Source organism: Aeromonas sp. SrichE-2G, from assembly GCF_017939565.1.
Taxonomy (GTDB): Bacteria; Pseudomonadota; Gammaproteobacteria; order Enterobacterales; family Aeromonadaceae; genus Aeromonas; species Aeromonas taiwanensis.
Genome location: NZ_JAGKRG010000019.1, coordinates 1 through 15,583 on the forward strand (window position 1 = coordinate 1; position 15,583 = coordinate 15,583).

Below are 15,583 nucleotides of genomic sequence, written 5' to 3' on the forward strand. Positions count from 1 at the left end.
CACCATCCTGGTGGCGGGCAGCGACCTGGCGGCGGACACCGACCGCACCATCGAGGCCAGCGTGACCAGCACCGACGCGGCGGGCAACAGCGCCACCGCGACCGACAGCGAAGGCTACGGGGTCGACACCACGGCGCCAGTTGCGCCGACGGTCGAGATCACCGAAGACAGCAACAACGACGGCACCATAAGCAACAGCGAGATCAGCGGTACCGTGGGCGTGCAGGTCACGCTGCCGGCGGGCGCGGTGGCGGGGGATGTGCTGAACGTCACCGGCCAGGCGCCGATCACCCTGACCCAGGCGCAGATTGACGGCCAGCACCTGACCTTCGAATACCCGCGTCCGGCGGACGGCGGCAGCATCGAGGTGAAGGCAACCCTGACCGACAAGGCGGGCAACGTCTCGCCGGAAGGCCAGGACAGCGCGGTGATGGGCGACACCACCGCCACCGCGGCGCCGACCGTGGTTATCGTGGACGATACCAACAATGACCAGATGCTGACCAAGGCCGAGATTGGTAATGATCAGATCCAGGTACGCGCCGGGATCAATCACGCAGACCTGGTTGCGGGCGGCAAGGTGACGCTGACCATCAACAATGGCGGGGTGAACAGCACTGTCCAGTTGACGCTCAAGGCCGATGGCACCCTGCTGGCAAACAATGGCAAGAGCTACGGCTATCAGAACGGCACCATCAGCTGGACGGAAACGACCCCGGCCAACGGCAAGTCGTTGACGGTGACGGCGACCCAGACCGACAAGGCGGGCAACGTCTCCCTGCCGGGCAGCGACAACGCGCAGATCCTGAATGACGCGCCGGAGACGGCGAGCAAGCAGGCAAACGGTCTGGAAGATGCCGCCAGCATCGCCATCCCGACCCTCAGTGGCAGCGACATCGATGGCAGCGTGGTGAGTTTCACCATCAAGAGCCTGCCTGCCAACGGCATCCTCTATCTTAACGGGGTGGCGGTGACTGTGGATCAAAGCATTGCGGTGGCGGACGCCGGCAAGCTCACCTTCACTCCGAATGCGGACTGGAACGGCAACACCAGCTTCAACTATGCGGCGGTGGACAACGACGGCGCCGTGGATGCGAGCCCCGCAACCGTGGCCATCAAGGTGGATGCGGTCAACGATATGCCGACGCTGACGATCTCCAACGGTGCTGTCGTCTCCGAGGAGGGGCTGGCAAACGGCATTGCTGACACGGCCGGCAACCCGGATACCACCAACGTCATCAAAGCGTCCGGTACTCTTTCCGTGGGTGACGTGGATAGCAGTACCCTCAGCATCTCCCTGAACGGGCCGACTGGGTCCAACGGACTTACATCCGGTGGGGCCAAGGTCCAGTGGAGCTGGGACCCGGGCAGCAAGACATTGGTTGGGTACACGGGGGCGATTGGCGGCGCCGATTACAAGGCTGTGGTCGAGGTCAAGCTGACGGCACCCAATACCAGCGGCAAGGGAGAGTGGACCTATGACGTGACCCTCAAGGGCCCCCTCGACCACGGGGATACGACCTCGGAAGACAAGCTGTCGTTCCAGCTGGATGTGGAGGTTTCCGATGGCAGCGGCGTCACCAAGGACACTCTGGATGTTATCGTCGAGGACGACTCCCCCATTGCCGGCAACAGCGATGCCGTTTCCGTGGTGAAGACCGATATTCCGAACGTGCTGACCGGGCTTTTCGACCTGACCAAGTACAGTGGCAACCAGAGCACCCTGAATATGGCGGGCTTTACCATCAGTGCCCTGGGCTTCCAGTCGGCAACCGACCCGACGCTGATTGCGGCGAGCGTCAATGGCTCCAGCGCCGGGCTGGGGGTTGCCAGTGTGGCATCTCCCTACCACAACATTGCCAACGAGATCGATTTCCGCCACTTCGCCGATGGTAAATCGGCGTCCGAGCAACTGATCATCAAGCTGGATGCAGGCAAGGTGGCCTATGGCGCCAACATCAAGTTCAGCCAGATGTTTGGCGGCGAACTGGAGAGCGGGGTCGTAGAGTTCTATCGCGGAGGGGTATTGATCAATACCCTGGTATTCAACTCGACGGCGGCAGGCGGGGAATTCAACCAGAACTTCCAGGTGCAGCAGGGCGGCTTCGATACCATGGTCATCAAGGCCACCAACAACGGCAACACCAATACCAGCGACAACAGTGACCTGACGGTGAAGAGCATCGAGTTTCTCGGTGCCAACACGGCGCAGGCCATTGCCTATGGCTCGGGCACAGTGACCCCGCAATGGGGGGCAGACGGCAAGGGGGCGATGCAGTTGATCGGCTCCTCCGAGACCGGACTAACCACGGCCAGTGGTGCGGCAATCTCTACCTCCCTGTTGGCCAATACCTTGTTCGGCAAGACCAGCGATGGCACCCTGATATTCCGTCTGGAGTTCACTCCGGCCACCGGTAAGTGGGAATTCTTCCAGTATGCAGAGATGCAGCGCCCGGTTGGTGATGGCGACATCGACTTCACCTTCTACGCCTATGATCGCGATGGTGATGGCTCGCAAGGCAGCTTTGCTGTCAATCCGCTGATGCGTCCCGATGTGACTGGCGTATCGAGTGGCACTGTTGTTGAAGGGGCTACCTTGCAGCATGTGGTTACTTTGAGCGGTGCGACCAACGTGGTGACTGAGTACAGCCTCTCAATCACGGGTAGTGGTGCTCATGCCGCCTCAAACTCTGACTGGGGAAATCTGCAGTTTAGTAACGGTGTTACCTATAACAGCAGCACAGGCAAAATCTCAGTACCAGCTGGTGTGACGAGCTTCACCGTGTCAGTGCCGACAGTGAATGACAAACTGGCAGAACAGAGCGAAACATTGAACCTGACTGTGGGTGGTCATTCTGGCACCGGGACCATCATCGATAACGATCTCTCCGTTCGACTGAGCGGTGGTTTGTTGGATGAGGATGGTTTGCCGGGTGGTAACGCATACTTGCCGGAGCCTGTTGGTGCGCCTGCTAGCGGCCCGCTTTCTGTGACTCAATCACTGCTGGTGACTGATGGCAATGGTAGCAACGTCACTGGCGTACAGCTCAAACTGGTGAGTATCACTGGTCTGAGCGGGATCACGGGTATTGATGGACAGCCCGTCAACGTGATTCAGGATGGCGCTGGGCTCAAAGGGTACTTTGGCACCAATCCCGCTAATGTGGCCTTTACCGTGACGGTGGATAACAGTGCAAATCCGCCGAGCTATACCTTTACTCTGCTTAAGCCGCTTAGCCATGTAGTGGATGGCCAGAGCAGCGTGTTGACCAGCCAGGATGAACTTCGTTTCACCGTCAATTATGAGGCGAGCAAGCCCGGGAGTGACACCACCTCCGGTTCGTTTGAGCTGGCGGTGCGTGATGACGTACCGGTTGCCGTGGTGGATGACGCCAGGATCGACGTAGTGGTGGATTCGTTCCTGTTCTCAGGTATCGAAGCATCCTGGGTTAGTGCCATTGGCGGCAAGAATCTGGATTATTTCGATAGTTCGGATAACGATTCGGCCAAGGATCAGATCCGTTGGGGCGGCAAGAATGATACGAAATCCGGATATGGATTTGTCGATAACGATGCTGCTTTGAATGGTCAGATCCCGCTGAACGAAGAGATCAAGCTGGGTACTTTCACTCATTATAACTATCCAGTTAGCTCGGGGACCTCGATCACAGGGGTTACCATGCAGGCGACCTTCTCGGTGACCGATGCTTCGGGCAAGGTGACGCCGGTTACCGTGACCATCAACTTTAGCCACAACGAAACACCGAATAACTGGGCTGATTCGCGGGATATGATCACCATAGGGACTACGACTGCGAGCTTCAACTTTGAAGGCAAGGTCTACAGCTTCGAGGTGTTGGGTTTCCGTGATGCAAGCGGTAACGTGGTGAAGACTATTTACACCAATGAAAATGCGAGCAACAGCTTCGATTTGATCGTCAAGTTAGTGGAAGGCTCAGGCTATGAATTACCGCAGACCACGGGCAACGTGCTGAACAATGATCTGGCGGGTGCAGATGGTGGTTTGACCGTCATTGGTTATGGGGCCGGTAACAACGCCACGACCTACAGCAACGGTGCTGGGAGCCAGGTGGCTGGCTTGTATGGGGTATTGACCATACTGGCCAACGGTGCTTACACCTATCAGGTCACCAAAAACGGCAGCCAGATCCCAGCCGATGCGCGCGAGGTATTCAGCTATAGCGTGCGTGATGGTGATGGGGATACCACTAACAGCATGCTGACCATCAGTGTCAACCCGGTTGACAGCAATGGTGTGCCGGCTCACCTCCCGCTCACAGTGGATGGCACTGACCTTAACGATACAATAGTGGTACGCAATGGTGAGAAGGCTGCAAACCCCGATCGACTCGATGTGTTCTTTGGTGGGAGTCTGCTGGGTGAAATCACAACCAGCAGCGGTGGAACTGACTATGTTCGTACCGGGGTGAGTTACAACAAGGGGAACTCGGGTCAGATAATCAGCAGTGGCGCGGGCAATGATCATGTTGAAACCGGCAGTGGCAATGACATTATCTACGCAGGCAAGACTGGGGCGGAAGGGTTCGGTACCGACGACAGCTTGCAACTCACCGCAGATCAGTTGAAAGCGCACCACATCATGACCGGGAGCCTTTCCGGTTCGGATGCCATATTGGATGCTGATGGTCTGCTGCTGAGTGTGGATGTCAGCAGCCGTTGGGCTGATGTTGTCAATAGTGGCAGTGGTAATGACAAGATCTACGGACAATCTGGCTCTGATATCCTGTTTGGTCATACGGGTGATGACTATATCGATGGCGGTAGCCACAATGACGCCCTGCGTGGTGGCTTGGGGAATGACATCCTGATTGGTGGCCTCGGCAATGATGTCATGCGAGGTGATGGCGGTGCCGATACCTTCACCTGGCTGAAGGGGGATACCGAGACCGGCAAGGTGGCCAAGGACTACATCGTCGATTTCAGCAAGTCGGAAGGGGACAAGCTGGATCTCAGCGACTTGCTCGACAGCGATGGCAGCAAGACCGAGAGCTCCCTGAAGAGCCTGCTCTCGGTGTTCCAGGACAACGAGGGGGTGCACCTGCAGGTCAAGGAGAGCAGCGCTGCGCCGGTGACCCAGGAGATAGTGCTGATGAACCACACCTTCGATACCCTGACGGGCGGTTCGGGGACGACAGCCAACCAGGTCATCGATTTCATGTTGCAAAACAACATGCTGGATATCGACAAGTAATCCGGTCAGATGGTCAAAAAGCGGCAGAGCAATCTGCCGCTTTTTTTATAGGCGCTTTCGGGTGGATGTGGCGGATCAGAGAGGGAGGGCCATTCAAAGAGAGGATAAAAAGAGGGCGCCCCTCAAGAGAGGGGCGCCCGGGGTGGATAGCGTGATGGCTCAAGGAGTCAGGCGCTGACCCTGGCGAGGCGAGAGCCGCGCTGGAAGCAGTTGGCCAGCAGCAGCAGGGTGGTGACCCCGACGGTGCCGAGCACCAGCCAGGGCAGCCAGGGTTGCCCCTGGGCCATGGCGTAGTCGTGCAGGGCTCCGCCGCCGACATAGCCAGTCATGCCCCCGAGCGCCAGCCCCAGGCGGCTGAACCCCATGTAGCTGCCGCGTGCACCGGGTTGGGCGAGCTTGGTCATCAGCGTCTCCCGCGCCGGCTCGGCGATGACGATGCCGAGGTAGAAGCAGGCGAGCAGCAGGAAGACCGCGGGCAGGGTGGTGGCGAAGGCGACCAGGCCTATCCCCGTGGTCATCAGCAATACCCCGGCCATCAGGCGATTCTCCAGCTTGAAGTGGCGCTCGCCGAAGCGGGCGAGGGGGTAGAGCAGGGCCAGGGAGATGGCGGTCTCCAGGGTATACATCCAGCCCACCGCAGTGGTGCTGCCCGCCATCTGCTTGACCAGGATGGGGAAGATCAGCATCACCTGCACCCAGAGCGCGTAGTAGCCGCTCAGGATCAGCACCAGTCGGCAGAACGCCTTGTCCGCCAGTACCTGGCCCAGGCCGTCGCGGATCGGGGTCGGTCGCACCGAGAGCTTGTAGGGAGGCAGGATGAGCAGGTTGCACAGGGCCGCGCAGACGAACAGACCGGCACCCAGCAGGCAGACATATTCGAAGTCGAAGTTCAGCAGCCAGCTGCCGAGCAGGGCCCCCACCACGGCGCCGGCGCTCTCCAGCATCATCAGCAGGGAGATGTAGCGGCCCCGCTCCCGTGGCCGGGTGAACTTGATGACCAGGGCGGCCCGGGGGGGATCGAACAGGCAGCCACCGAGCCCCGAGATGATGCAGGAGAGGATGAGCTCAAGCCCGCTTTCGGCATAGGCCAGGCTGGCGAACCCCAGCGCCCGCAGCAGCATGCCGCAGACGATGAGGGGGCGCGCCCCGAACTTGTCGGCCAGGGAGCCGCCAAACACCCCCAGCCCTTGCTGAGTGAGCTGACGCAGTCCCAGCGCCAGCCCGACCACCCCGGCGGCCCAGCCGAGCTGGTCCACGAAACGCAGGCTGATCATGGGCATGACCACGAAGAATCCCAGGATCACCAGGAGGGAATCCAATGCCAAGAACCACCGCCCCAACCGCCTCGCCCGCTCCACCATGATCCTGTTACCTCTGTTCGTTCCGTTGATATTGTTGTGTTGTTTTATTCATCGCCGAATGGCGCCGTCACCAAAGAGAGTCAAGGACGATGACAGGTCCCTGACTCGATGGCGTATTGCCATATGATGACGATTGATGCTGCTATTCTGGTGGGGCGCCAGATATAGTGGTAGCCGACAACTGGCTATATTTCATATTGGATTTGGTTATGGCTATGACACTCGATGATTTGCAATTGCTGCTGGATGTGGCCAACCGTGGCAGCTTCAGCAAGGTGGCGGCCATCCGTGGCTGGTCGCAGCCCATGGTGAGCCAGCGGATCGCCGTGCTGGAGCAGGAGCTAGGCCAGTCCCTGTTTCGCCGCCACCGCCGTGGGGCCACCCCGACCCCGGCCTGCGAGCAGTTTCTGCCTGCGGCGATGGCGGCCCTGAGTGCGCTGGAAGGGGGGCGGCTGGCGATGCAGGGGGCGCCCGCCCTGCCGCGGATCCGGCTCTCCTGCCTGCCCTCCCTGACCACGGCGGTGTTCGGCCCCCTGTTGCTGGCCCTGGTGGATGAGACCTTCGAGATCCGCTGCAACACGGATCACTCCGGCATCATAATGCAGGAGCTGCTGACCGGCGAGACGGACGTCGGCTTCATCCTGAAGTGTCCCGCCATCGCCGGCATCCAGCTTGAGCTGCTCTATCGCTCCCCCATCATCGCCGTGGCCTGCGCCACCCACCCCCTGGCCGGTCGGCAGGGGCTGACCCTGCAGGACATCGCCAACGAGCGGCTGGCCCCCCAGCAGTGGGGCACCGGCTGTGACGAGCTGATCCTGCAGCTACGGCTGCTGCGCCAGGTCGCCAGCCCGCTGCACGCCATCCAGCCCGCCAGTGCGGCGCGAGAGCTGGCGCTGGAGCACGGCTTCATCACCCTGATGCCGGCGCTCGCCATCACCCGGGATCTGGAGTTCGGTCGCCTGGTGAAACTGGACGTGGTGGATCTGCCGCCGGATCACTGGGACGTGATGATGGCCTGGCGCAGTGGCAAGCGTCCCAATCCCGCCAAGGAGCGGGTGCTGGAGGCGGCGCGCTCCCTGGCCAGACGCTGGTCGGGGAAACGGGAATAAAAAAGCGCCGGTTCAGGCCGGCGCTCTTCATTTATTCGCTGCCTGTCGGGCTCAGTAGCTGGCCTTGAGGGTCACGCCGGAGAAGGCGCTGAAGCCGCTCAGCTGCACGTGCCAGGTGCCCGCCTTGGGCGCGTTCAGGGTACAGGTCTCGGCGTTGCCGCTCTTGTAGGGACGGCAGTCATAGCTGGTGCTGTTCGGAGCCGAGCCGAACTTCACATAGAGATCCGCATCCCCTGTGCCGCCGCTGCTGGTGACCACGAGCTGGCTCTTGCCGGCCGGCACGTCGATGGTGTAGCTCAGCTTGCCCCCCTTGGCGGCGGCGAGGCCGGTCACCGGTACCCCGTTTTGCAGCACGTTGCCCGCCGGCGGCGTGGTACCGCAGGAGGCATTGACGCCGACCGTGGTGAAGGCGGCCGCCACGTCGCTCAGGCTGTAGCCGAGATCGGTGGCCGCCCTGGTCACGCCGCAGGCGCCCTGATCGAAGGTGGTGTTGGCACCCCAGTAGAGGCGGTTGGCCAGCACGAACACCTCGAACGCCTTGCGGGTGTTCCAGCCGCTGGTGTTGGCCAGCAGGTAGAAGGCGCGGTTGTAGACCCCGGAGCTGTGGTGCACGTCGATGCCGTCATAGTAGTCGCTGGCATGTCCGATGGACTTGCCGTCCCGGGTCGGATCCTCGAAGTAGCGCAATGAGCCGTTGCCCTTGAAGATCTGGGCCCCCACCAGCCAGTCGTTGCTGCCCTTCATGTAGTTCTCGGCCGCTTCCCCCGCCATGTCGGAGAAGGCCTCGTTGATGCCGCCCGACTGGCCGGAGTAGACCAGGCCCGAGTTCTGTTCGGTGAAGCCGTGGCTCACCTCGTGGGCCGCCACGTCCAGGCTCACCAGGGGGTAGAAGGTGGTGGCACCGTCTCCGAAGGTCATCTGGCTACCGTCCCAGAAGGCGTTTTCGTAGTTGCGGCTGTAGTGCACCCGCATCTTGAGCTTGAAGCTCAGCGGCGCCGTGTTGTACCAGTTGCGGTACATGTCGAACACCACGTTGCCGAAGTAGTGGGCATCGTTGAGGGGGGAGTAGGCGCCATTGATCTCCTTGACCGTGTTCTCCGGGCAGGTGAACTGGTGCACGGCGCCCCCCGTGGTGGCGTGGTTCATGTTGAGGGTATCGACGTTCGCACTGGTCATCCGGCAGTTGTCGTCCACCTGCAGCGGGCCGAAGTCGGCGCCGTAGAAATACTTGCCGGTCTTGAGGTTGCCGCCCGGGCCGGTGGCGTCCTTGTGGTTGATCCCCTCCCAGCGCTTGATCTCGCTGCCGCTCTGGGCGTCGATGATGACGAAGGGGCGGCTTGGCTCCTCGCTCGCCGCGAGCCAGGAGACCAGGTAGACCAGACGGGCCTGGCCTGCGTCATCCTGCATCACGAACAGCTTGACCCGCTCGTTGCTGCCCTTGGCCCCCGCACGCGCCTTGCTGGCGGCATCGGCGGGAGAGAGGGAGGCGGTCGGGCTCGCGAGATCGGTCTCGATCTGGCGCAGCATGGTGCCGGAGACCTGGCTGATCTGTCCGCCGAGGGACTGCTCGGCCACGAGCACCTGGCCCCAGACCGGAATGCCGTGCCAGGTCTGCTCATAGCGCACCCGCTGCTGGCCATTGGGCAGCTTGACCGCCCGCACCTGGCGAAACTCGCCATCCCCCGCGAGGGCACTGACCCCGGCGGCACCGCTCGGCGCCCCCAGCAGGCCGGCGACCTGGTTTACTTCCACCTGTTCTGCCGCCATGGCGGCGCTTCCCCAGCAGGCCAGTACCACGGCCAAATAGACTTTGTTCATCTCGTCTTTCCTTAGTCGATGAAGATTACACACCGGGTCTGTTGCCCGGCGCTCTTACACTAGTGGGAAGGGACGAAATGGCTGCCTGTCATTTGTAACAGATCGGCGAAAACAGGCAGCAGAACATACTTCTGCGATGTTAATCGTCCAGTAAATGCCTGGCTGGTAGAGTGTTTCACCAAAAATGGGCGGGATTGATGACAAGCTCAATAATCCGGCCGGACGGGGCGCTCCATCTGGGGGTTGCCAGCGAGGAGAGCGGGCCGAAAGTCCTTGTCAAACAAGGGATTGATTGACTACATTGGCTCCCATGACGGCGCACGCCGAGTCAACGCAGGGGGGAGTGGCGATGTTTTCATGGCAACTGGATGACGAGCTGGCGCTCCTGTTCCTGCAACCCGACATGGCCAGCGAGCTGTTTCGCCTCTGCCAGCGCAACCGCGACTACCTCACCCAGTGGTTGCCCTGGGTGCCCCACATCCAGCAACCCTCCGACAGCGCCACCTTCATTCGCCACGCCATCGAGAAATTCGCCCGGGGGGAGGGGCTGACCACGGCCATCGAGTATCAGGGGGAGGTAGTCGGCGTCATCGGCTACAACCAGATCGATCACGGGCTGGCCAAGGTCAGCATCGGCTACTGGCTGGCGGAACGCTGGCAGGGGCACGGCATCATCACCCGGGCCTGCCAGGCCCTGATCCACCACGCCTTCGAGGAGATGGGGATGGAGAAGGTGGAGATCAGCGCCGCCCAGGAGAACGACGCGAGCCGGGCGGTGTGCGAGCGGCTCGGCATGGTGCAGGAGGGGGTGACCCGGCGGGCGGAGCGACTGGCGGACAGGGTGGTGGATCACGTGCACTACGGCCTGCTGCGGGACGAGTGGCTCAGGCTGAGGGATCTCTGATGGCCTTTTTGCCCGCTTCCCACGTCCGGGGGGAGAGATGACGACGCTGCCCCATATCACCACGGCCCGCACCCTGCTCACCGTGCTGCCCCCGGAACGGGCCGACCTGATGCTGGATTTCTATCTGCGCAATCGCACCCACCTCGCCCCCTGGGAGCCCAGGCGGGATGAAAGTTTCTATACCCTGGCCCACTGGCAGGCGCGGCTGCGCGACGGCTACGGCCAGTTCTTCGATGGCAGCGCCGTGCAGCTGGCGGCCCTGGATCTGCGGGGGGAGCGAGTGCTCGCCACCTGCAACTTCACCAACATCATGATGGGCATGTTCAAGGCGTGCCACCTGGGTTATGCCATCGACCATGCCCATCAGGGACAGGGACTGATGCACGAGGTGGTGACGGCCGGCATCGACTACCTGTTCCGGGAGCGCGGCCTGCACCGCATCATGGCCGGCTACATGCCGGCGAACCTGCGCAGCGGCGCCCTACTCGAACGGCTCGGCTTCGAGCGGGAGGGGTACGCAAAGGACTACCTGATGATCAACGGCCGCTGGGAGGATCACGTCCTCACCGCGCTCCTCAACCCCGCCGTCTAGGTGACAACGGCCTGTCAGCCTGCTTGTTGCAGGGAGCGTCTTGACGCGTTGCCCGGCGACGGGAGGCGCTTTTTCACGGCAAGATCGCACTATCTGTATGCGCCTCATACCCCAGACCCCAAAAGCGTGTAAAATTGCGCCCTGAATTTTCCCGGCCGGCAGCTGCTGGTCGCGACTCCATACATGCAAGGCAGACATTGTGACTGAAGTAGACAGATTCGCGGACATTCGCCCCTATCGCGATGATGAAGTGCCAGCGGCCATCGAGCGGCTGATCCAGGATGACGAGTTTATCGGTGCCATCGCCAAATACCGTTTCGGTTCCCTGATGAGCTGGCTGGGCTGGGCCATCCGCCCGCTGATCCGCCAGTTCCTGCGCCACAAGTGGGCCAAGGTCAGCACCATCCATCAGGTGCAGATGGGGGTGACCCGCTACATGACCCGCATGATCGCCACCTCCACCCAGGGGGTGAGCTTCTCCGGGCTCGAACACCTGAAGAAGGAGCAGGGCTATCTGTTCGTCTCCAACCACAGGGACATCGCCATGGATCCGGCGTTCGTCAACTGGGGACTGCACACCCACGGTTTCGATACCGTGCGCATCGCCATCGGTGACAACCTGCTGCGCAAACCCTGCGCCACCGAGTTGATGAAGCTCAACAAGAGCTTCATCGTCAAGCGCTCCGCCAAGGGGCCGCGGGAGATGATGAAGGCGCTCGGCGAGCTGTCGGCCTACATCGGCCAGTCGGTACACGAGGGGCACTCCATCTGGATCGCCCAGAAGGAAGGGCGCGCCAAGGACGGGGACGACAAGACGGATCCGGCCATCCTCAAGATGTTCTACGTGGACGGCAAGAAGCAGAAGATCGAGTTCGTCGACTACATGCGCAGCCTCAACATCGTGCCGGTCAGCATCAGCTACGAGCTGGATCCCACCGACATGGCCAAGGCGCGCGAGCTCTACGAGAAGTCGGTCAACGGCAGCTACGAGAAGGGCGAGTTCGAGGACATCGAGAGCATAGTCGCGGGCATCGTCGGCCAGAAGGGGCGGGTACACGTCTCCTTCGGCGCCCCCATTACCGAGGGGTTCAGCGATCCGGACGAACTGGCTGCGCTCATCGACAAGGCCATCTGGAGCAGCTATCGCCTCTTCCCCGGCAATTACCTGGCCGCGGATGTCCCCAATCGGGCCAGCACGACCGAGCAGGCTGCCTTCCTGACCCGCCAGTCCGAGGTGCCAGCAGAGCACAAGGCCATCTGGCGCGCCATGTATGCCAAGCCGGTGGAGAACGCCAACAAGGTTTGAATGGCACCGATCATAACAATGTAATACGAAAAAAACGGGAGCAGATGCTCCCGTTTTTGCGTCTGGTCAAAGTTGGCGGCCATCGGGTAGTGAATAATATTGTTTCAGCTGGTACGATAATCGGGTGAACGAGCGGTATCTCCTGGCGAGGGACGGGCTGTGCAGCAGCCGCCCGACGCCTTATGTAGCGAGAGGCTCGGTTCGTGTCCGCATGGATGGCGGGCGACACCAGACAAGGACCTTCAGGGGTCCTTTTTCATTGATGCAGAAAGATAGACCACAGATATATCTAAGGATGCGAACCCCATGATCACCGGCAGTCTGGATACCCTGCAACGCACTCCCTTGCCCGCTCCCCTGGACCGCATCATGGCCGAGGTGGTGCAGAGCGTCGCACGCTGGTTGGATGCCCCCCTCGGCAAGCAGGAGATCGACGGTCTCAAGCTGTTCTGCCTGGTGAGCGAGGATCTGACCGAGCCGGCTGCGGATCGCCGCGGCGAGTTTCACGAGCAGTACCTGGACATCCAGCTGCTGCTGCGCGGGGAGGAGTGGATCGGCGTGGGACCCCATGCCTATGCCCGGGAGGGCGCCGATCATCCTCATCCCGACCTCTGGTTCGTCGACGACGAACAGACCAGTTATCTGGCGTTGCAGCCCGGCGACTTTGCCATCTTCTGGCCGGGAGAACTGCATCGCCCCCTCTGTACCCCCCAACCGCCGGCTCGTGTGAAGAAGCTGGTGGTCAAGGTGCATCGGGATCTGCTGGCCGGGCTCTGATCGCCCGCACCGGCCCTCCTGCGGCAGTGAGCACACTGCGCAGACCGAATCGAAAAATTGGACGCAGCCTCCTGCGACCATACGCCCCCGGCAGGGGAATCCCATCCATCGCTGGATGACACGACACTGTCGGCATCACGCCGACGCACAGGAAGATGTAGAACATGAGCAAGTTGGTATTGATCCTTAACTGCGGTAGCTCTTCCCTGAAATTTGCCGTAATGGACGCCGAAACGGGCGAGGACATGCTGTCCGGCCTGGCCGAATGCTTCAATCTGGACGATGCACGCATCAAATGGAAACTCCACGGGGTCAAGGGCGACGCCATGCTGGGCGCGGGTGCCGCGCACCAGGAAGCTCTCGACCACATCGTGGGTCACATCCTGCCCCAGGATCCCGCCCTGGCCGAGCAACTGGTGGCCATTGGCCATCGCATCGTGCACGGCGGCGAGCAGTTCTCCCGCTCCGTGCGCATCGATGAGGGCGTGATTGCCGGCATCGAGGCCGCCATCCCGTTCGCCCCCCTGCACAACCCGGCACACCTCATCGGCATCCGTGCCGCCCTCAAGGTCTTCCCGGCCTTGGCCGAGAAGAACGTGGCCGTGTTCGACACCGCTTTCCACCAGACCTTGCCGCAGGAAGCCTACCTCTACGCGCTGCCCTACAAGCTCTACAAGGAGAACGGCATCCGCCGTTACGGCGCCCACGGCACCTCTCACCGCTTCATCGCCGAAGAGACCGCCAAGGCGCTGGGCAAGCCGCTCCATGAGCTCAACATCATCAACTGCCACCTGGGTAACGGCGCCTCCGTCTGCGCCATCCGTGGCGGCGAATCCGTCGACACCTCCATGGGTCTGACCCCGCTGGAAGGGCTGGCGATGGGCACCCGCTCCGGCGACATAGACCCCGCTGTAGTTTTCTTCATGCACGACCAGCTCGGCTACAGCGTGGAGCAGATCAATCACACCCTGACCCGTGAATCCGGCCTGCTGGGCATGACAGAGGCGAGCAGCGACTGCCGCTATGTCACCTCCAACTACGCCACCGACGACGGTGCCAAGCGTGCGCTTGACGTGTTCACCTACCGGGTGGCCAAGTATGTCGGTGCCTACGCCGCCGCCATGGATGGTCGTCTGGACGCCCTGGTGTTCACCGGAGGTATCGGCGAGAACGCCGCCATGGTGCGCGAGATGGTGCTGGATCGTCTGGCCCTGTTCGGCTTCAAGGTCGACAAGGAGGCGAACAACGCCGCCGTGCTCGGCGGGGAAGGGCCCATCACCACCGCTGACAGCCGTCTGGCCCTGGTGATGCCCACCAACGAAGAGCTGGTCATCGCCCGCGATGCCCTGAGCCTGGTCGGCTGACACCTCCCCGGTTAGAACCCAGCGCCCGGCCCTGCCGGGCGCTGTCATTTTCGGCGTCTGCTGAGTACCCCGTCATTTGACATGAAGGACCAGATACGTACCCTGACCGCAGTGTGATATTGCGGAGGTAGTGATGAAAGAGATGTTTTTCAACTGGTTGTCCGGGCTCGGTGTCGAGGTGACACCCATGATGGCCCTGGTGATCGCCCTGGGGTTCATCCTGCTGACCGCCCTGGTGCTGCACCTGGTGCTGCACCGCATCCTGCTGGTGCGCCTGGTGGGTCTGCTTGGCAAGGCCCAGCAGGCGTGGCTGCCCCCCCAGTTGCAGCAGCGCCTTTTCTATCGCCTCGCCTTCGTGTTGCAGGGGGCCGTGCTGCTCGGCCAGGCGGAGATCTGGCTGCCCAAGGCGTCCGACAGCCTGGCGCTGATCGAACTGGTGGCCCAGCTCTGGATACTGCTGTTCCTGCTGCTGGCGCTGTTTGCCCTGCTCGACTGCCTGCTGTCGGTGAGCCGCCATACCCGGCTCGGACGGGATCTGCCCCTGCGCGGTATCTTCCAGGGGGTGAAACTGGTGGCCAGCATCCTGGTGGGCATCCTGATGATCGCCCTGCTGCTCGGCAAGTCACCGCTCTTCCTGTTCAGCGGCCTGGGGGCCATGACCGCAGTCCTGATGCTGGTGTTCAAGGACCCCATCCTGGGCCTGGTGGCCGGGATCCAGCTCTCCGCCAACCGCATGCTGAGCGTCGGTGACTGGCTGCAGATGGATAAATACGGCGCCGATGGCGAGGTGACCGACATCGGCCTCACCACGGTCAAGGTGTCGAACTGGGACAAGACCATCACCACCATCCCCACCTATGCCCTCATCTCCGACTCCTTCAAGAACTGGCAGGGGATGACAGAGTCCGGTGGCCGGCGCATCAAGCGCAGCGTCAACATCGACATGACCAGTGTGCGCTTCCTGACGGCGGAGGAGCAGCTGCAACTCAAGCAGGCCAGATTGCTGGCCCCCTATCTGAGCCGCAAGGAGCAGGAGCTGAGCAGCTACAACCAGCAGCTGAGCGATGCCATCAGTTGCCCCATCAACGGCCGCCACCTCACCAACCTCGGCACCCTGCG

General features: G+C 61.8%; 10 protein-coding genes. 8 read left to right on the top strand and 2 right to left on the bottom strand.

What is annotated here, in order from left to right; all coding sequences use genetic code 11:
* The first annotated feature begins 61 nt into the window (after window positions 1-61).
* Window positions 62-5,233 carry a choice-of-anchor K domain-containing protein gene (locus J9885_RS19965; protein ID WP_349237392.1) on the top strand — a complete coding sequence of 1,724 codons (5,172 nt, stop codon included), beginning with the start codon at window positions 62-64 and terminating at the stop codon, window positions 5,231-5,233.
* A gap of 167 nt (window positions 5,234-5,400) precedes the next feature.
* On the opposite strand, the gene mdtH is transcribed toward J9885_RS19965, so the two are convergent.
* Entirely contained in the window at window positions 5,401-6,594 is a 1,194-nt protein-coding gene (mdtH, locus tag J9885_RS14135) for a multidrug efflux MFS transporter MdtH (RefSeq protein ID WP_043762477.1), read from the bottom strand.
* 209 nt (window positions 6,595-6,803) lie between these two features.
* On the opposite strand from mdtH, the gene J9885_RS14140 reads away from it, so the two are divergent.
* Window positions 6,804-7,703, top strand: coding sequence for a LysR family transcriptional regulator (locus tag J9885_RS14140; protein WP_210549842.1), 900 nt, complete (start codon window positions 6,804-6,806; stop codon window positions 7,701-7,703).
* A 51-nt stretch (window positions 7,704-7,754) separates the two neighbouring features.
* On the opposite strand, the gene J9885_RS14145 is transcribed toward J9885_RS14140, so the two are convergent.
* Window positions 7,755-9,521, bottom strand: coding sequence for a M4 family metallopeptidase (locus tag J9885_RS14145; protein WP_210549843.1), 1,767 nt, complete (start codon window positions 9,519-9,521; stop codon window positions 7,755-7,757).
* A gap of 349 nt (window positions 9,522-9,870) precedes the next feature.
* On the opposite strand from J9885_RS14145, the gene J9885_RS14150 reads away from it, so the two are divergent.
* The 6 genes from J9885_RS14150 to J9885_RS14175 form a co-directional block, all read left to right on the top strand.
* A complete protein-coding gene (locus J9885_RS14150; RefSeq protein WP_210549844.1) occupies window positions 9,871-10,425 on the top strand; it encodes a GNAT family protein in 555 nt (184 codons plus the stop codon).
* Between the two features lie 37 nt (window positions 10,426-10,462).
* Window positions 10,463-11,017, top strand: coding sequence for a ribosomal protein S5-alanine N-acetyltransferase (gene rimJ, locus J9885_RS14155; protein ID WP_210549845.1), 555 nt, complete (start codon window positions 10,463-10,465; stop codon window positions 11,015-11,017).
* Window positions 11,018-11,216: 199 nt separating this feature from the next.
* Window positions 11,217-12,323 carry a 1-acyl-sn-glycerol-3-phosphate acyltransferase gene (locus J9885_RS14160; RefSeq protein WP_134697276.1) on the top strand — a complete coding sequence of 369 codons (1,107 nt, stop codon included), beginning with the start codon at window positions 11,217-11,219 and terminating at the stop codon, window positions 12,321-12,323.
* Window positions 12,324-12,629: 306 nt separating this feature from the next.
* Window positions 12,630-13,100 carry a YhcH/YjgK/YiaL family protein gene (locus J9885_RS14165; RefSeq protein ID WP_210549846.1) on the top strand — a complete coding sequence of 157 codons (471 nt, stop codon included), beginning with the start codon at window positions 12,630-12,632 and terminating at the stop codon, window positions 13,098-13,100.
* Between the two features lie 164 nt (window positions 13,101-13,264).
* Window positions 13,265-14,464: an acetate kinase gene (locus J9885_RS14170; protein WP_210549847.1), complete on the top strand. Its 1,200-nt coding sequence runs from the start codon at window positions 13,265-13,267 to the stop codon at window positions 14,462-14,464.
* 133 nt (window positions 14,465-14,597) lie between these two features.
* A partial coding sequence (locus tag J9885_RS14175; RefSeq protein ID WP_210549848.1) for a mechanosensitive ion channel domain-containing protein occupies window positions 14,598-15,583 on the top strand: 986 nt, incomplete at its 3' end.